2 protein-coding genes are annotated in these 21,380 nt (G+C 53.3%); both read left to right on the top strand.

Annotated features, from left to right (window positions below; all coding sequences use genetic code 11):
- The first annotated feature begins 5 nt into the window (after positions 1 to 5).
- Positions 6 to 2,075: a penicillin acylase family protein gene (locus HF324_RS21970; protein ID WP_168860838.1), complete on the top strand. Its 2,070-nt coding sequence runs from the start codon at positions 6 to 8 to the stop codon at positions 2,073 to 2,075.
- 744 nt (positions 2,076 to 2,819) lie between these two features.
- On the top strand, positions 2,820 to 21,269 hold the full coding sequence (locus HF324_RS21965; RefSeq protein WP_168860837.1) for a non-ribosomal peptide synthase/polyketide synthase: 18,450 nt from the start codon (positions 2,820 to 2,822) through the stop codon (positions 21,267 to 21,269).
- The last annotated feature ends 111 nt before the right edge of the window (positions 21,270 to 21,380 follow it).

Below are 21,380 nucleotides of genomic sequence, written 5' to 3'. Positions count from 1 at the left end.
CCTGTATGAAGTTTGTCCGATTATCCCTTTGGCTGTCCCTGTGTTTCTACGTTAATATTGCCGGAGCGGGAGTGCCGGCGCATCACTCAAAAAAAGCGGATATCTTATGGGATACCTATGGGGTGCCGCACATCTATGCGAAGAATACCAGTGCAATGTATTATGCGTTCGGATGGGCGCAGATGCATAACCATGGTAACCTGCTGCTTCGTTTATACGGTATTGCCCGTGGCCGTTCGGCAGAATATTGGGGAGCTGAATTTGCGGCCGCTGATAAAAAGATAAGGCTCTTTAAAGTGCCGGAGCTTGGCAGGGAGGCTTATGCCAGGCAGGGGCATGAGATGAAAAAATACATTGATGCATTCGCAGCTGGTATTAACGATTATGTGGCTGCCCATCCTGAAACGATTAAAGCTCCGTTTAAAGAGATATTACCTGTCACCGGTGAGGATGTCATGGCACATGCCGTCCGCGTTTTTTTCCTGGAGTTCCTGGCGGCAGAAGACAATGCAGCCCTCAATCCGATCTTAAACCCCGGTTCCAATGCGTATGCTGTTGGCCGGTCCAGGTCCGCCTCCGGCAACGCCATGTTGCTGGCTAACCCGCATCTGCCCTGGTTTGATTTCTATACTTTTTTTGAAGCGCATCTGCAGGCGCCGGGGTTCCAGGCCTACGGCGCTTCGCTGGTAGGTATGCCTGTACTGACAATCGCCTTTAATGAGCATCTTGGCTGGACACATACCGTAAACACTATTGATGCGGCAGACCGGTACGCCTATACGCTTAAAGACAACGGTTTCCTGGTAGACAGTACCATTGTGCCTTTTAAGTACGATACTACCGTTGTTCAGATAAGACAGCCTGATTGTACGGTGAAAAATGATACCACCATCCTGCAGTATGCGGGTGATGAACCGGTACTGGGCGTAAAAGACAACAAAGCGTATACGATCAAAATAGCCGGGCTTGACAGTGCAGGATTTTTTTATGAATGGCACCTGATGGCCAAAGCTGTTGACCGCCGGGAGTTTGAAGCAGCGTTGCAACGTATGCAGTTGCCTTTGTTCAATGTCATCTATGCAGATAAGGCCGGCAATATCGGGTATTTTTTCGGCGGTAACGTTCCGGTGCGTACTTCCGGTGACTGGAACTTCTGGCACGGCACCATTGATGGCAGCCAGTCGAAGAATTCCTGGAGCCAGACGCATCGTTATAACGATATGCCGAAGTTATTCAATCCCCGTACCGGCTTTATACAAAATGCCAATGATCCTCCGTGGTACTGTACCTATCCGTCGGTATTGTCCCCTTCAGCTTATCCGTCGTACATGTCGCCCGTTGGCATGGGATTCCGCCCGCAGCGCGCGGTGAATATGATCAGGAATAACTTCTCCGTTACTTTTGACGACCTTGTGAAGTACAAACTTAATACCGGTGTGGAAGTGGCAGACCGGTTCCTTGATGAGCTGCTTGCGGCGGCAGAAAAATATCCTGATCCTATCGCGCAGGCGGCAGCCGGTGTATTGCGCAACTGGGACCGCACCACAGACGGAGCAAGCATCGGCGGGATGCTTTTTATTAACTGGTATTCCAAGCTTGATGATACCATGTTTAAGTTGTCCTGGGATCCTGCACATCCTACAGAAACACCTGCAGGCCTGAAAGACTCCGTAACCGCGGTAAAGCTGTTATCCATTGCGGCCATGGAGATACATCAAATGTTTGGGTCGTTGCAGGTGCCCTGGGGAGAAATATTCCGCTTTCGCGGAGGAGCATACGATTTTCCCGCAAACGGAGGCCCCGGTAATTACGGTATCTACCGTACGATCGAATTCATGCAGGATGCTGACGGAAGAATGCGTGCGCTGGCAGGAGACACTTATGTGGCGGCGGTGGAATTCGGCAGGAAAATAAAAGCCCGCGTATTGCTCAGCTACGGCAACGCTTCTCAGCCTGGTAGCCGGCATATCGGGGACCAGTTACAGTTGTTGTCGAAAAAGCAACTGCGTACGCCCTGGATAGAACGCCGCGATATTTTGAAACACCTGGAAAAAACAGAACGTCTCGGGCACTGATCAAAGCCTGGATTAGTATTATAACAGGGCCGTGGATATAAAACTACGCGGTGGACTTTTGATTCCGCCGCTTCAACCCTGTATCTCTTTCCGCATATCCGAATTTTTTTGTTCGGATATGAATTTTATTTACCTTCATGCCGCAATTTTAGTCTTAGGCTAAATGCTTGTTATGCCAATTCCGAAACCCGATTAAATTAGTATTAAAAAACTACGGAACCTTGTTTTTTTAAAAGCCTTTGGCTTATGAGAAACGCTATCATTTTAACTTGATTTTTTAACGATGACCTTTTAGTTGGATTAAAAAGTCATGTGCGTTAGTGAAAGAACAGCAGGCTAGTCGTGATTTTATATTGCAAATGCAATTGTAAGATCGTTATGCAGTGATTTTATGATATCATACACCTGATACCAGACACCACGTGTGATGGCATACTTTTCCATGCTTATCAATAGCTAACAGTGAAAATTTTTCCTATTATAAAATACCCTAAAGACATGAACTCAAAATTGCGATCCGGGACCTGTTTATCCTGCCCGTTCGTCTGACTTACCAGCGGCACAACGATTACTATCTCAATAACAATATTCATTGACAATGTAATACGGTTATCCGCGCAGACATTTTATTGCCTTTAACCTGTTGCCAGCGGCTATAGCCTGCCGGGCAGGAATTTCTATTGCCTGTTGTAACAGGTAATACCATGCTGATTTATTTCCTCATTAAATAATGACCGTTAGACCATGCCACTCCATGTAACACCGCTTCATCCTGCTCAGCGGGATATCCTGATGGACTTGTTGATCAATGCAGAAAACTCGACCTATAATGTCGGAGGCGTTACCCGGATCACGGGGCCCCTTGACAAAGAGAAATTCATTGCTGCTGCCGAAACGTTGCCCGCAGTATTTGATGTATTCCGGATGAGGTTCGATCTTAGCGAACAGGCGCCACAGGCCTGGCTGGATGATACCTTTTGCAGGCAGGAAGTCATGTGTATGGATTTTGCCGGTGTGCAGCCGGCGGCCGTAGAGAAATGGATACGTGAACGCCTGGAAATACCTTTTCTCCTGCAGAAGGAAAATGCGCTCTGCGAGCAATACCTGCTATCCATATCGCCGGAGGAACACTATTATTTCTGTAAATATCATCACCTGGTGAATGATGGATACGGGCTGGCCGCTACCTATCAGTATGTGGCCCGTAAATACCAGTCGTTACTACAGGGGACAACGTTGGAGTGGTCGCCGGTTTCCTATGTGGCCGCTGCCGGTGATGCGCTCGCTTATCAGCAGTCGCCGGCATACGAAGAAGATGCGGCCTACTGGAAGAAGATGATCGATAAAAAGCCCGCGCAGTTACTGGAACGCAGATACCAGCATACAGACGCGAATCCGCGGCAATGCCGGACGTTCGTACTGGAGTTGACGGCTGCGGAAAAAGCTGCGCTGGAAGACCTGCAACAAGCTACCCAGGCAAACCTGCTACGCCTGACGCTGGCGGCACTCACCATTTACTTCGCCCGTACTACCGAACATCCTGCCTTTGTATTCGGTACGCCGGTACATCGCAGAAGAGATAAGTCATTACAGCAGATCGCCGGTATGTTTTCCGGTATCACGCCATTTCAGGCGCTATATCAGCAAAACGATACGATCGCTGCACTGCTGGAAAATATTGCGGCCACCAGGAAAAATGACAACCAGCACCAGCAATACCAGGTAGCAGATCTGAGCCGTTCCCTGAAACTTAACGGTACCACGGAACAGCTGACGGATGTACTGGTGAACCACGCCAACCTCAACTTAAACCTCGATTTCGGAGAAAATATACAGGCTGTTACCACAGAACTGACCAGCGAGATCACCCGGTATCCGCTGGAACTGCTCTGGCGCGACTATGGGCAGGGGCAGCCGCTGCAACTGAAAGCGGATTACTACCCGTCGTATTTTACGGAAACGGACATACGATTATTCGTGCAGCGCTTGTTGCATATCATGCAGCAATTTAAAACCGGACTGCAACGCACACTGGCGGAAATCAGCATCCTGCCGGAAGAGGAGCAGGCGTTACTGGCTTCCTTTAATAATAACAATATAAGCGTTGTGCCTTATCCGTATATCCACGCACTCATAGAGGAGCAGGTGCGGATGCAGCCGGCAGCGGAAGCGGTGCTGTTTGAGGATCAAATGCTCACTTACCGGCAGCTGGATGAGAAGGCCAACCAGCTGGCGCATTACCTGCGCAGCAAAGGTGTGCGGGAAGGTACGTTCGTCCCCGTGTGCATGGAACGTTCCGCGGAAATGGTCCTGGGCATACTGGCCGTGCTGAAAGCGGGCGGCGCCTATGTCCCGGTAGATCCTGCCTATCCGCAGCACCGTATCGCCTTCATGTTGCAGGATACACGGGCGGCGGTAGTACTCAGCAATGTGGCTGACAAACTGCAGCCGGGTCAATACACCACCGCGGAAATTATTGATATCCGGCAGCTGGCGGAGGTGATTGGGCAATACCCTGTAACGCCGGTGGAAACAGCCTTACAACCGCAACATCCTGCCTATGCGATCTATACGTCCGGTTCTACGGGCAACCCGAAAGGCGTCAGCATCACTCATGAGAATTTGGTAGCGTCCACACAGGCGAGGATAGCTTGTTACGGCAATACCGGTACGGCATTGCTGGTACCGTCTTTCTCCTTCGATTCCTCTGTAGCGGTGATATTCGGAACGCTCTGTTCCGGCGGCAGCCTGATCGTATGCCGTGAAGAAACACTGAAAGATGCGGAGACCGTCAAAAAACTGCTCACCCGTACGGATATGGTGCTGTGCGTGCCTTCTTACTACCGGTTTCTCCTCGAAGAGGGGCTGTTGCAGAACGCATCGCTATCTACGGTGATCCTGGCGGGTGAAGCGCTGGAAGTAACACTGGCGCGCCGTCACTTCAGAGAAGTGAAAAAAGCGGCGTTGTATAATGAATACGGGCCTACGGAATGTACGGTATGGTCATCCGTGGCGCAGATCCAACCGGGAGACACACAAATCACCATCGGAAAGCCGGTGGCGAACATGCAGATCCATATCATGGACGCGGAGCAACGGGTGCTGCCGGTAGGCGCAACCGGGGAGTTGTATGTCAGCGGCCCGCAGCTGGCCAATGGTTACCTGCACCTGCCCGCCATGACGGCAGAGAAGTTTATTACTGACGCGGCGGGCAACCGGCTGTATAAAACCGGTGATACCGGTCGATGGCTGCCGGATGGCAACATAGAATACCTGGGCCGTATCGATGACCAGGTAAAGATCCGCGGCTATCGTATAGAATTGGGTGAAATAGGTCACGCCCTGCAGGAATGCGAAGGCGTGAAACATGCAGTGGTGACGGCATGGGCGGACGAACGCAATAACAAACGCCTGGTAGGATATGTTACCACAGGCGCGGGCTACAATAAAACTGCGGTGCTCCAACGGCTGAAAGAAACGCTGCCGGAATATATGGTGCCGTCAATACTCGTGGAACTGGCGCAGCTGCCGTTGTCTGTCAATGGTAAGGTGGACAAAAAAGCGCTGCCGGCCCCGGAAACAGCCGATCTTCAACTACAGGAATATGTTGCGCCGCGTAATGAAACAGAACGGCAGCTGGCCGCCATCTGGCAGGAACTGCTGGGATTGCAACAGGTAGGGATATACGATAACTTTATAGAACTGGGAGGCGACTCCATCGTATCCATGCAGGTAGTAAGCCGCGCAAGGCGACTGGGATATGAACTGAAAGCAAAGGACCTGTTCAGGCACCAGACAGTAGCGGCACTGGCACAGCTGCTGTCTGCGGTAAAAGTGGTGAGCGCTGCCGGCGAACAGGGACTGTTGACAGGAGAGAGCGGTTTGCTGCCCATTCAGCATTGGTACTTCGAAGAGGAAGGCATCGATGGACCGGCATTGTTTACCCAGCAGTTGCTGCTGGAAACAGATAAAAAGCTGTTGCCGGCAACGCTGGAAACGGCACTCCGTCAGCTGGTGCAGTACCATGACGCGCTCCGTTTTGTATACCAGCAGGATGCCAACGGATGGCAACAATCCTATGGAACAGCCGTACCCGTCCTGCATATCAGCGATATGCGCAGGAAACAGAAAACATGGCAGCAGCATATTTCCGCTTGTATAACAGAAAGCCAGGCGCGCCTGGATATTCGCCAGGGTGTGCTGTTGCAGGCTACCCTTATACAAACCCCGGCTGCTGAAGCCCATAACCGCCTGTTGCTTGTAGTGCATCACCTGGCTATAGACGGTGTGTCTTGGCGCATCCTGCTGGAAGATTTGAACCGCCTGCTGGCGCAACCCGCAGCAACAGCAGATGCCGTATTGGGGGCTAAAGGCAGCTCCTGCCGTCAGTGGCACGGGGCGCTGGCTGCTTATGCGCAGAAAAATCAGCGGCAGCAAAGGTATTGGGAAACAGTAGTGGCAAAACGTACGCCTTTATATACAGACCTCCTGTATACCGGCAAAATAACGGTATCGGACATATGCAAAGAGACGGTACGTCTCGATGCGACTGCTACCCGCCGCCTGCTGCAGGAAGTACCGGCTGCTTACCGTACGGAAGTTAATGATATGCTGCTCACTGCTTTGGCCATGACCCTGACAGCATGGAACAAAGGCGCCGGCGTGTTGGTGGGCCTGGAAGGCCACGGCAGGGAAGAGATAGCACCCGGCATTACCGTTAACCGCACCATCGGCTGGTTCACCAGCCAGTACCCGGTATGGCTGGAAGCGACCGAGGGCTTATCTGCCGGCCGCCTGGTCCGGGATATCAAAGAACAGTTGCGCCAGGTGCCCGACAAAGGCATCGGCTATGGCGTCAGCAAATACATCGGCAGACAGGCTGCGTTGCAGGGCGCTGTGCCCTGGGAAGTAAGCTTCAACTACCTCGGTCAGGGCGACAACCTGTCGGCAGCACAGGGAGCCGTTACAACTTCGCTGTCGTCACTGGAAGCCGGCGGATCACCACAACGGACCGTTCCCGAAAAGCTGGCAGTCAACAGTATGGTCCGCGACGGCGAGCTCGTTATAGAATGGAGCTACAGCCGGCTGCATTTCCATGCAGCTTCCATAGCAGGCATCGCGGAAGCGTACCGTCATCACCTGGAGACATTGATCGCGCACTGCGCAGACCGCAGCCGGCAGGCGCCGGTGCCTTCCCCTTCAGACTATGGACTGGGCGGCGTAATGACCAATGATGAACTGGACCTGTTCCTGGGCGCCGCAGGGGGCCGGGTGGCCGGAATGTACCGGCTCACCGGACTACAGGAGGGCATGTTGTTCCACGGACTGTATGAGGAAAAAGGAGGGTCTTACGTTGAACAGTTTGGTTGCGAACTTCCTCAATTACAGGTAGACGCCTTTCAGAAAAGCTGGGAATATCTGGTACAGCACCACACTATTTTCCGCAGCGCTTTTTATGCAAAAATTTGCAGCGTGCCGGTGCAATGCGTATATCATCATGTGGAGTTGCCTTTTACGGTACTGGACTACCGGCACATGACGGCAACAGCTCAACAGGAAGCGCTGGACGCCTGGATGATCGCCGACCGCGCGCAGGGGCTGGACTTTGAAAAGGCGCCCCTGATGCGCATCACGCTGTTCCGCCTGCAGGACGATACCTACCGTATGCAATGGACGTACCATCACCTCCTGATGGATGGATGGTCATTGCCGGTATTATTGGGTGAACTGGTAGAAACCTACCAGGCCATCGTGACCCAACATGCCCTGCCATCACTGAAGATGGATGATTTCGGAGCATATGTCCGCTTCCTGGCAGACAGGGACCTGCCGGCTGAAGAAAATTACTGGCGCGGTTACCTGAAAGACGTAACGGAAGGATGTTTGTTGCCCTTTGTAACGACGACAGCTTCCCGCACGAAAGGAGAGGGCCGGTTCAAAGAAACGGCGTTGCGCCTGGATGCGGCGGTCCGCCAGCAATTGGAAAGGTTTACCCAGCAGCAACGCATTACGCTCAATACCCTGGTGCAGGGCGTGTGGGCGTACCTGTTGTCCCGCTATACCGCGAAAGCTTCCGCTATGTTCGGCGTCACCGTCGCCGGCAGGCCCGATGAACTGCCCGGGGCAGATAAAAAAGTGGGATTGTATATCAATACCCTGCCGCTGTATACGATGCTGGCCAATGAACAAACCATTGCCGGCTGGTTGCAGGACTTACAGGCTGCGCAACTGCAAAGCCGCGAACACCAGTATGCCGCGTTGAATGACATTCAGCAATGGACGGGCATCCGGGAGGAATTGTTTGACAGCCTCCTGGTGTTTGAAAACTACCCGGTGAATCCCGCTTTGCAGTCTCCTGACTGGAAATTGCAGCTGCAACATGTCCAGGTGCAGGAGCAGGCCAATTATCCGCTGACGATACGGGTGATGATGGCCGACGGGCTGGAGATAGGCCTTGTATACAATGAAACGTTGCTCGATGCTGCTTACGTCAGGATGATAGCGGCCCATTTTGAGCAGGTATTGTTACAAATGGCTGCGCCGTCTGTCAATACGATCGCGGACATTACGTTGCTCACCGCAGCGGAGAGAACGCAGCTGTTGTATGATTTCAACCAGACGGCGGCTCCTTATCCCGCCGATAAGAGCATCACAGCACTTTTTGAAGAACAGGCGGCACAAACGCCGGATGCTGTCGCTGTGGTATACGATAATACCTCGTTTACCTACCAGGCGCTGGATGCAGCGGCTAATCGCCTTGCTCATCAATTGCGCAGCAAGGGTTTAAAAGCAGGGGCTTACGTGCCGCTATGCATGAAGCGCTCCGCCGGCCTGATGGTGGCGGTATTGGGAATACTGAAAGCCGGGGGCGCCTATGTGCCGGTCAATCCTGAGTACCCGGCCGAAAGGATATTACAATTGCTAAACGACTGCGATAGCCCGCTGGTGATCACTGACACGGAATGGAAGGATACCCTGAAAATTGTTGCTGATAAAGAGATACTTTATATTGATAATAATCCGGACCTGCCGGATTATCCGGCTGATAAGCCGGAAGAACAGCCTGCACCTGCAGCCGTGGCATACGTGATGTATACTTCCGGTTCTACCGGCAAGCCTAAAGGCGTGGCCGTTACGCATAAGAACGTAGTGAGCCTGGTGAAGTCGCAGGAATATATGACGCTGACTAATGAAGATGTTATTCTTTCCGCCGGCTCTCTTTCCTTTGATGCTACCACTTTTGAATACTGGGGCGCCCTGTTGAACGGCGGCTGTGTGGTATTAAGCACAGAACGCAGTCTGCTGGACATCGAATGGCTGAAGCAGGAGCTTGAACAGCGCCGCGTTACCAAAATGTTCTTTACTACCAGCTGGTTCAACCAGCTGGTGGATATGGATATTACCGTATTTGCCGGATTGCAGGAGGTGTTGACAGGCGGAGAGAAGATCTCGGAAAAACATGCTGATAAATTCAGGTGTGCTTACCCGCACATGGCGCTGACTAACATATACGGCCCTACGGAGAATACAACTTTCTCGCTGTATTACCGTATTCATGAGGCAACGGTGAGCGGCAATGTGCCGATAGGCCGTCCGTTGAAAAACAGGACTGCATATATCCTGGACAATGCCGGACAACCGGTACCGGTAGGGGTAACCGGAGAGCTGTATGTAGGAGGCGATGGTGTGGCAAAAGGATACCTGGATGCGGAAATGACCGCCGCGCGGTTCATCCCGGACCCTTTCACGGATGATCCGGAAGCAAGGATCTACCGTACCGGTGACCTGGCCCGCTGGATGCCGGATGGTAACATCGTTTACATGGGCCGCGTGGATGAACAGGTGAAGATCCGCGGATTCCGTATCGAACCAGGGGAAACAGAACGCGTGCTGGAAGGTTGCCCGGTTGTGAAGCAGGCCGTGGTGACCGTTTGGACAGATAAGCTTAATAACCGCTACCTGACCGGGTATGTGGTGCCGGAAAACAACTTCGATAGAGAAGCTGTCATGGCTTATCTCAAGGAAAGGCTGCCCGACTATATGACGCCGTCTTTCCTGGTAGCCCTCGAAGCGCTGCCGCTTACCGCCAATGGGAAGGTAGATAAAAAAGCGTTGCCGGCGCCGGATGCCGCCACGCTGTCAGACGCTGCGTATATGGCTCCCCGTAATGAGCAGGAGCGCTTGCTGGCAGATATCTGGCAACAGTTGCTGGGCCGCGATCATATTGGTATACACGATCATTTCTTCGAAACGGGAGGGCATTCCCTGCTGGCCATGCGGCTGCAATCCGCTATCAGGAAGCAGCTGCGGGCAGAGGTGCCGGTAAAGGCGATCTTCCATCATCCCACTATTGCAGGCCAGGCTGCCTATATACTTCAACTGGTAGGTCCTGTGCAGCAGGAGATCACGGCGGAAACATATACCGGTCCGCAGCCGTTATCCTTCGCCCAGGAAAGGCTTTGGTTCATTGACCGGCTGACCGGCAGCATACAGTATCATATACCGGTGGTTTACCGCCTGACAGGGACGGTCAACAAACAGGCGCTGGAGGCGGCCGTCCGCGGGATGGTCAACCGCCACGCGATATTGCGTACCATCATTGCCGTTATCGACGAGGTGCCGCATCAGCAGGTGATGGATAAGGACGGGTGGCAGCTGGAAACAGTCAGCCGGCACGATCTCCGCGGGAATGTTACGGCGTTGCATGCTTATGTAAAAGACCTGGTCGATGCGCCGTTCAATTTGTCTGCCGACCATGTGTTACGCGGCCAGCTGATTGAGCTGGCGGAACAGGAGCATATCCTTGCCCTGACGCTGCATCACATCGCCGGCGATGGGTGGTCTGTCAGCATCTTTATGAAAGAGTTGATGGAGATGTATGCTGCCTTTGAACGCCTGCAATTACCGGTGTTGCCGTCATTGGATATCCAGTATGCCGATTACGCCCGCTGGCAGCGAAGGTACATGTCAGCAGCCGTACTGGAACAGCAACAAGCCTATTGGGAGCGCCAGTTGGCAGATGTGACAACGCTGCAGCTGCCGCTCGACTACACCCGACCAGCTGTATTCTCCAACCGCGGCGCTATCATGCCGTTCCACATCGACGGTACGCTGCAGCAACAGCTGCAGGCGTTATCGCAGCAGGAGGGCGCTACCTTGTTCATGACATTGCTGGCAGCCTTCAAAGTATTGCTGTACCGCTACAGCGGCCAGGAAGACATCACGGTAGGCAGCCCTGTTTCCGGCCGTACCCGGCAGGAAACGGAAAGCCTGATCGGATGTTTTGTGAACACGCTGGCTTTACGCACACAGCTGCATGATAACCCCACCTTTGCCGCCCTGCTGCAACAGGTGAAAAATACCACGCTGGACGCCTATGAGCACCAGGACGTGCCGTTTGAAAAGGTAGTGGAGGCGGTGGTGAAAGAGCGTGATCTCAGCTACAGCCCCCTGTTCCAGGTCATCTTTACGTTGCAGAACCTGCCCAAAACGGAGGACCTTACCTTAGGCGCTGCAAGCCTGCAGCCCGAAAAGATCGCTTATACCACCGCGCAGGTAGATCTTAATTTCACAGTGGAAGAAACGGCGACAGGATTGTCCGGCAGCGTGGAATACTGCACAGACCTGTTTAAGGAAGATACCATCCTGCGGATGATCACGCACTTTAAACAGCTGTTGGCGGCCATCGTTGCCAACCCGGCCATGGAAGCAGGCTTTTTGCCGATGTTGATGCCGGAAGAAGAAGCGCTGCTGCTGGACGGCTTTAACCAGACGGAGGCTTCCTATCCTGCTGATAAAAGCATCACTGACCTGTTCGCAGCACAGGCGTCCCTGACGCCGGATGCCACAGCCCTGGTATTTGACGGCAAGGAAATGAGTTACCGGGCGTTGGATACAACATCCACACAGCTGGCGCAACACCTCGTTGGCGCGGGCGCAACCCCGGGAATGCGTATACCGGTTTGCATGGAACGTTCAGATATGCTGATCGTCGCTATCCTGGCGGTATTAAAGGCGGGCGGCGCTTACGTGCCGGTGGACCCAAACTACCCGGCAGAACGCATCAGCTATATGTTGGCCGAAAGTAACAGTACGCTGCTGCTCACCACTACCATGCAGCAGGCTTCGCTGGAGCGGATAGGGACTGCTATGGAATTTATCTGCCTGGACGAGGTGGCGGAAACGCTGCAAACAGCGACGATGGCAATACCATTGCCGGTACCCTGCCCGCAGGACCTGGCTTATGTTATTTACACTTCCGGTTCTACAGGCAGGCCCAAAGGCGTGATGGTAAGTCACCGCAACGTGGTGAGCCTTGTAAAAGGGGTAGACTATGTCTCTTTCAGCGCGTCTGACCGGTTGTTGTCTACCGGCGCACCCTCTTTCGATGCGGCCACCTTCGAATACTGGGGCATGCTGCTCAATGGCGGCCGTCTTGTTCTTTGCCCGGAGCAACAGCTGCTGGACAACGAGATATTGAAACGGGAGATCCGCGCGCATCGGGTAAATATGATGTGGTTTACCGCCAGCTGGTTCAATCAGCTTATCGATAATGACATCAGTATCTTTGAAACACTATCGGTGGTGCTGTCCGGCGGGGAGAAATTATCGGAAGAACATATCAGTAAGTTAAAACAACACTATCCTGCCCTGACCGTTATCAACGGCTACGGCCCTACGGAGAATACCACTTTCTCCCTTACCTATACCGTAGAAGCAGGCGCGGTGAAGATACCTGTGCCCGTAGGCCGCCCGCTGGGCAACCGGAAGGTGTATATCCTGGACAGCCGCCGCCAGCTGGTGCCGGTCGGCGTTACCGGCGAAATATACGTAGGTGGCGACGGCCTCGCTGCAGGTTATCTCAATTTACCGGAGTTGACAGCGGAGCGTTTCATCTCTCACCAGTTTAGCAAAAACAGGATAGAGAAACTCTATAAGACCGGCGACCTGGGCTGCTGGCAGGCCGATGGGAACGTACTTTGCCTGGGCCGTACAGACGACCAGGTGAAGATCAGGGGATATCGTATTGAACCCGGCGAAACAGAGAGAGTGCTGCAGCAATGTGAATGGGTAGAACAGGCGGTGGTGATAGCGCGCACGAACGAACAGGGCACCAAATATCTGGCCGGTTATATTGTGCCGGCAGGCGCCTTCGAAAAAGAGAAAATTCAATCCTGGCTCCGGCAGCTGTTGCCTGACTATATGGTGCCTGCTGTTCTGATGCCATTGGACAAACTTCCGCTGACGGGCAATGGTAAAGTGAACAAACGTGCGCTGCCGGAACCGGACCCGGCGATGATGCCCGCAGCTGCGTATATGCCTCCGCGTAATGCCACCGAGCTGGCGTTGACAGGCATCTGGCAGCAATTGCTGAAAGTTCCGCGGGTAGGCATATACGATAACTTCTTTGAACTGGGCGGACATTCACTGCTGGTAACCCGTGTGGTATCTGCCATACGCCGTGAGCTGGAAGTAGAGATTCCGATACGAGACTTATTCACTTATCCGGTGGTAGCCGCGCTGGCGGACCATATCCGGCGGCAGCAACCAGGAACGGTGCTGCCGGCTGTTACCGCATCACCGCGGGAAGGAAAGCTGCCGCTCTCTTCTGCGCAGGAGAGGCTTTGGTTCATCGACTGGATGGAGGGCAGCGTAGCGTACCACATGCCGATGGTGATGAAACTGGATGGCGAGCTGGATGTGCCGGCACTGGAGAATGCTCTGGCAACCATTGTAGACAGGCATGAAGCGCTGCGTACTGTTTTCCGGGAGGAAGACGGAGCGGTGAGTCAGTATATCCTGCCCGCGGGGGGATGGCAGCTGCAAGTGGTGGACAGGACCACGGAAGCTGACCGGGAGAAGATATTGGAAGAAATGACGCATTGGTGTAACCGGTCATTTAACCTGGCAGCGGATTACATGTTGCGGGTATGCCTGGTACAGCTGGCGCCCCGGGAACATTTCCTCGTAATCTTACAGCATCATATAGCATCTGATGGATGGTCGGTGTCCATATTGCTCAAAGAACTGATATGGCTGTACGAAGCGGCGCACCGGCATCAGGCGCACCGGCTGGAGCCATTGCCTGTGCAATATGCCGATTATGCGTTGTGGCACCGGCAGCATCTGCAGGGGGATGTGCTGGACCAGCAACTGGCTTACTGGAAAGAAAAGCTGGACGATACGGCCACATTACAGCTGCCCACCGATTTCCCGCGCCCTGCCACACAAAGCACCCGCGGCAATACCTTGTATTATGAGGTGGACAGTACGCTGACAGCTGCTATACATCAATTGTGCAGGCAACAGGGAACGACCCTGTTTATGACGATGCTGGCTGCTTTTAAAGTATTGTTATATCGCTATAGCGGGCAGGAAGATATCTGCGTGGGCAGTCCTATCGCCAACCGTACCCAGCAAACCATCGAACCGCTGATTGGGTTCTTCGTCAATACCATCGCACTGCGCAGCAACCTGGCCGGCAATCCGGACTTCCTTTCCCTGCTGCAACAGGTAAAGGCTACTTTGCTGGAGGCCTATCAGTACCAGGACGCGCCGTTCGAAAAAATAGTGGAAGCGGTGGTGAGCGACCGTGATATGAGCCGTACCCCGCTGTTCCAGGTGATGTTTATCTTGCAGAACCTGCCGGAAGTGCCGGATTTACAGCTGGATGACGTACAGGTAACGATGCAGCCGGTAGCTAACAGCACTTCCAAGTTCGACCTGACAGTAGATGTTACTACAACTGGCAGCGGGCTGCGTTTCCGTGTGGAATATTGCAGTGACCTGTATGAGGAGGCTACCATCGCGAGGATGATGGAGCACTACCTGGTACTCCTGCAAGGCATTGTGGAAGCGCCCTCCCGGCGGATAGGGGCATTGCCCATGCTTACGGCCGCGGAAGAACAACAGCTGTTGCATACGTTTAACAATACGGCGAGTATGTATCCTGCCGGCAGGGCGGTGATAGACCTGTTCGAGGCCCAGGTGCAGCAAACACCGGATGCTGTTGCCGTTGTTTTCGGAACAGCACACTATACCTACCGTCAGCTCAATGAACGGGCTAACCGGCTGGCGCATTATCTCCGGGAAAAAGGAGTGGTGGAAAATACGCTGATACCCGTATGCATGGCGCGCTCGCTGGGGATGATCACCGCAATTGTGGGCATCCTGAAAGCCGGCGCCACTTATGTGCCGGTAGATCCCGCTTATCCGGAGGTGCGTATCCGTTATATCCTCACCGATACCCACTTCTCCCTGATGATTACAGATGCACACAGCCAGAAGCTCCTGCCGGCGGATATTGCGGCGGAGCGCATCCTGGTGTTGCCGGCCGATGGGGGAGAAGACGTGCTGTCGGTGCACCCGGCGACAAACCCCGCCAGGTATACTTCTCCGGAAAAACTCACTTACCTCATTTATACTTCCGGCTCCACCGGGCAACCGAAAGGCGTGGAAATGCCTGACAGGGCACTGTTTAACCTGCTCTGCTGGCAACAGCAGCAGATCGATACCCGGACGCCTAAACGGATACTTCAGTTTGCCAGCATCAATTTCGACGTGAGCTTCCAGGAGATATTCTTCACGCTCAGTTTTGGCGGCAGCCTCCACCTGGTGGACGAACAACGCAGGAAAGACATGGCTGTCCTGATGGAACAGATCAACACAGAAAAAATCAATTGCCTCTTCCTGCCTTATGTGGTGTTGAAAAACCTGGTGGAATATGCACAGGAAAGTGGTATCTATCCGCAGTGTCTGCAGGAGGTGATCACCGCCGGCGAACAGCTCAAACTGAGCGATGATCTCCGGCTTTTCCTGGAAAAAGGCAACACACGGCTGCATAACCAGTACGGCCCTACGGAGGCGCATGTGGTGAGCGCTTACACTGTACAGCCTGAAGATTATATACAACGGGTATTGCCGCCTATTGGCAAACCCATTGCCAACACCCGGTTGTACATCCTGGATGCGAACGGTCATCCCTGCCCGGTGGGAGTACCGGGAGAACTGTTTATCGGCGGGGTACAGGTAGCAAAAGGATACCTGCATCTGCCGGAGTTAACAGCAGAACGTTTTATGGCCGATCCGTTTGATATGACCGGGAAAGGACGTTTGTATAAAACCGGCGATATCTGTTGCTGGTTACCCGACGGCAACATCAATTACCTGGGGCGGAAAGACGACCAGGTGAAGATCCGCGGAAACCGTGTGGAAATAGGGGAGGTAGAGAGCGTACTCGGACAATGTGAGCTGGTGGCGCAATGTGTGGTGCTGGTAAAAGAGGACCAATACGGCAATAAACGGCTGGTGGCCTATGTGGTGCCGCAACGGCGCTTCGGGAAAGATGAGCTGCGTACCTGGATGCAGTCCAGGCTGCCGGACTATATGGTCCCCTCGCTTTTCATCACGTTGCCTGAGCTGCCATTGACCAATAACGGTAAGATCAATAAACGCGCGTTGCCGGAAGCGGACCTGAGCGCGCTCGGCGGCGCTACGTACGTGGCTGCACGAAATCTGACGGAACAACAACTGACAGATATCTGGCGCGGTTTATTACAGGTGGAAAAAATCGGTATACACGACAATTTCTTTGAACTGGGCGGCCATTCGTTACTGGCCATGCGCCTGCAGTCTGCCCTGCGTAAACAGATGGAAGCGGAGGTAGCGGTGAAGTCCATCTTTGCGCATCCAACCATCGCACGGTTAGCGGCATTTATCCGGCAGAACGGCGAAGGATGGCTGCTGCCGGCGGTAACACCGCAGCAACGGCCCGAATTGATCCCGCTGTCGTATAGCCAGGAACGTTTATGGTTCATTGATCAGATGGAAGGCAGCGTACAATATCATATGCCGGTGGTATTGCGCATGGAGGGCGCTCCTGATAAAGATGCGCTGGCACAGGCGTTCGGGGACCTGGTGGCCCGCCATGAGGTGCTGCGGTCTGTCATTGTACAGATAGACGGACATTCCGGCCAGCAGGTATTGCCGGCAGGGAAATGGCAGTTGCAATACATCGATCTGGGCGATCGTCCACAGGCGGCAGCGGATTACCGTACCCTCGTGCATACGCTGATAAGAAAGCCTTTTGATCTTACCAAAGATCATATGTTACGGGTGCACCTGATAGCCCTGGATCCCGCTACGCATATCCTGGTGATGAACATGCACCATATTGCTTCCGACGGATGGTCTGTCAGCGTGCTGTTCCGGGAACTGATTACCCTTTACAATGGTTATACTGCCGGAGAAAAGGTGAAATTGCCGGCACTCGAAATACAATATGCAGACTATGCCATCTGGCAACGCAGGTTCATGTCGGATGAAGTGCTGGCGCAACAACTGTTGTACTGGAAGGAAAACCTGAAGGACGTACAGACGCTGCAACTGCCGACAGATAAAAGCAGGCCGGCAGTAAAAGGTAAAAACGGCGCCGTGGAATACCTGCATCTCGACAAGGAACTGACGGACCAGTTGCTGGCCTTGTCGCAACAGGAAGGCGTAACGCTTTTCATGACGCTGCTGGCGGCCCTCAAGGTGTTATTGTACCGTTACAGCGGGCAGGATGACATCTGCGTCGGCAGCCCTATCTCCGGCCGTACGCGCCAGGAGGTGGAAGGACTTGCCGGCTTCTTCATCAATACCCTGGCACTGCGCAGCAACCTCGCTGGTAACCCCGCTTTCCTCTCGCTGCTGCAGCAGGTAAAACAGACTACGCTCAGCGCTTATGAATACCAGGAGGTACCTTTCGAAAAGATCGTGGATGCGGTGGTAACGGAGCGCGATATGAGCCGCAGTCCGTTGTTCCAGGTGATGCTGGTGTTGCAGAACACGCCGGATATCCCGGAGCTGACACTGGGAACGGTACAGTTGTCGGAAGAGCCGCTGGACCATATCTCTGCTGTATTTGACCTTAACTTCTGTCTGAAGGAAACGGAAGAGGGCCTCTCCCTGATCATTCAGTATAGTACGGATCTGTTCTATCGGGATACGGTAGAAAGAATGGGTAAACATTTTGAGCAGTTGCTGCGGTCCATCACCCGTCAGCCTGCTACCCACATCTGTGCGTTATCGTTATTGGATGAAGCGGAAGAACTGCAGTTGCTGGAAGGCTTTAACGGTAAGGCGTTAGCCGTGCCGCAGGATATGTCATTGCCGGGCCTGTTCTCCGCGAAGGCGGCAGCCATACCCGATGCCGTGGCGCTAATGTTTAAGGATATTACACTGACCTATAAGGAGCTGGACGAGCGCTCCAATCAGTTCGCACACTATCTGCGCGACAGAGGCGTGGGCCGGGCCACGCTGGTGCCCCTGTGCATGGAACGTTCGCCGGAGATGATTATCAGTATATACGGCATCATGAAAGCAGGAGGCGCTTATGTTCCCATAGATCCCGAATATCCGGCAGACAGGATACAATATATCCTCACGGATATCGCCGCAGGCATTATCGTCAGCAGCCCGGGCATCTGCGACAGACTGGCGTTTGCCATAGGGGGTATAGAACGGGTGATGGCGACAGACAGCGATTTGTTTGCCGGTTACCCGGTGACGCCGTTGCCTGATAGTCCTGCTCCCAATGACCTGGCTTATGTGATCTTTACTTCCGGTTCCACCGGTAAGCCCAAAGGGGTGCTGATAGAACATGGCGGCGTGGTAAACCTGGTGCATGATCAGCAGGAAGCATTGCAGATCACCACCGGCAGCCGCCTGTTGCAGTTTGCCTCTATCGGCTTCGACGCCTCCTGTATGGAGATATTCATTGCCCTGTCTCATGGCGCGTTATTGGTGCTGCCGCTGAAGGAGGACCTGATGTCTTCTGCCGGATTTGCGACGCTGATCAATAAACGGAAAGTGGAGATCTTATTTTTACCGCCGTCTTATCTGCACAGCATGAGGGAGATGTTAACCAGGGTGAAAACCGTTGTGTCGTGCGGGGAGCCGTTAAACAGGGAGGATGGAAGGTTCCTGCAGGCCAGGGGCGTACGCTTTATTAACGCTTACGGCCCTACGGAAAACAGTATCTGTACCACCGTCTCCCTTGAACCTATCCGGGAAGACGGCGTGGTAGTCATCGGGAAGCCGGTGGCCAATATGCAGGTGTACATCCTGGACGCCCACGGTGGCTTGTGCCCGGTAGGGGTGGCAGGTGAAATCTGTGTGAGTGGCGCCGGGCTGGCCCGTGGTTATCTTAACCGACCGGAACTTACCCGGGAGAAGTTTGTCATGAATTCTTTTACCGGGGACGGCGAAACGAGGATGTACCGTACCGGTGACCTGGGCCGCTGGCTGGCAGACGGAAATATTGAATACCTGGGACGCATCGATGACCAGGTGAAAGTACGCGGATACCGGATTGAACTGGGGGAAATAGAAAATGTGGCAGCAGAATGTGAGCATGTTAAACAAGCGGTGGTGGTCGTAAAAGGAGGAGAACATGATAACAAACTGCTCGTGGCTTATATAGTACCGCGGCAGGAGTTCGATAAAGAAGCTATCGTGGCTTACCTGAAAAGCAAGCTGCCGGAGTTTATGGTGCCGCCGGTGATCGTTCCGATGGAATCATTCCCACTTACGCCTAATGGTAAAATTGACCGGAAAGGTCTGCCGTCGCCGGCCTCCCTGATGGCCCATGAACAGCAGCAGGATGCAGGTCCTGCGAACGAGATTGAAGAGCGGCTGCTGGAAATCTGGAAGGAGGTATTGAACCTGCCTCAGTTAGGCATACACGACAATTTCTTTGCAGCAGGCGGGAACTCTATCACTGCCATCCGGTTGATCGCCAAAATGAAGGTCGATTTCCAGGTTTCTATTAATAACCTCTTCCAGCATCCTACCATTGCCGGTATCTCTAAATACGTGATCTACGAAAAGAATCACTTTAAAAATAAACTGGAGGCATTGATGTCGCGGTTTGATCCGGCACAGGCAGACCAGGAAGCGATGCAGGCGCAGGCAGCGCACATGCAGCAGCTGCTGGAAGAACAGCGGCAGCCATACCTGGAGGAAGTGAAAGCGTGGCAGCAGCTGGATGTCAGCCGGACTACCACCTATCAGCAGATCTTACTGCTGGGGGCTACCGGTTACCTGGGTATTCACCTGTTGCATGACCTGCTGCAGCGAAACGATACACCGGTATGTGTGCTGGTACGCGCAGAAAGTGATGAAGCGGCTTTCAGCCGGTTGTCGGAAAAGTATGCTTTTTACTTTGATCAGCCATTGCCTGAGGACCAGGCAAAGCTGCGGGTATATAAAGGAGATATTGCGTTGCCGCAGCTGGGCATGGATGCCGCCGCGTTTGAGACGCTGATGTATGAGACCGACTGTATCCTGAATACGGCCGCCAATGTCAAACACTATGGTAGTTACAGCGAGTTTGAAGCCGTAAACACCCGACCGGTACAGACGTTACTGGACTACTGCAAAACAGGAAGAACGAAGGTCATCCATCATATCTCCACCACCAGCGTGGCCGGTATGGCCCAAAAGGGAAGCACCGGCTACCTGTACACGGAAGCGGATTTGTTCAAAGGGCAGGAGGTGCCCAACTTCTATGCGAAGAGCAAGCTGGAGGCGGAACGCCTGCTGGATGAAGCGAGAAGGGAAGGGGTGATGGTCAATATCTACCGGGTAGGACATCTGTCATTCCATTCTGCTACCGGTAAGTTCCAGGAGAATATTGACAATAATGCTTTCTACAACCAGATCAAAGGGTTTATTGCCTTCCGGACGATGCCGGAAGAATTCAGCGAGCTGGAGTTGTCTAATATCGACCAGGTGTCTGCGGCGATACTGCAACTTTTCGACAAGCCGGCATTGCTGAACAGGAATTACCATGTCCGTAGTCCACATCTGCTGCCTGCGGCCGATTTCGTGGCTTATCTGAACAGTTATGGCTACGATATGGAGTTGACCAGCATGTATACTTACCTGGAGAGGATGTTGCAATCATATGATACGAAGAAAGACCTGATAGACCGGTTGTTTCTCCAGGCAGACCTGTTTGGCGACGACAGGCAGGACATAGGTCACCCGTACCAGGTATGTTATGAAGCTACCAATGCTGTCCTGAGAAAAATGAAATTCAGATGGGCGCATCCCGACGAAGAAAAAATACACCTGATGATGAAGTATGCCGTGGAAGTAGGCTTCTTTGAGCCTGTGCGTAAAAGAACGGTATCGCTTGAGCGTGACTGACTTTTTTAACGGAAACCTGCATAATGAGAAAAGCCTTCAAGTCTTATGATTTGAAGGCTTTTTTAGCAGCATTGGTAAGATAGTGGCCGGCTCAAATCCCGGCCATCCTTA

This window comes from Chitinophaga oryzae (assembly GCF_012516375.2).
GTDB classification, from domain to species: Bacteria; Bacteroidota; Bacteroidia; order Chitinophagales; family Chitinophagaceae; genus Chitinophaga; species Chitinophaga oryzae.
The sequence above is the reverse complement of the archived record's forward strand: the minus strand, read 5'-3'. Positions and strand labels throughout refer to the sequence as shown.

Excerpts from the sequence above, each read along its gene's own strand:
- HF324_RS21970 (WP_168860838.1), top strand. The coding sequence starts at position 6 with ATGAAGTTTGTCCGATTATCCCTTTGGCTGTCCCTGTGTTTCTACGTT.
- HF324_RS21965 (WP_168860837.1), top strand. The coding sequence starts at position 2,820 with ATGCCACTCCATGTAACACCGCTTCATCCTGCTCAGCGGGATATCCTG.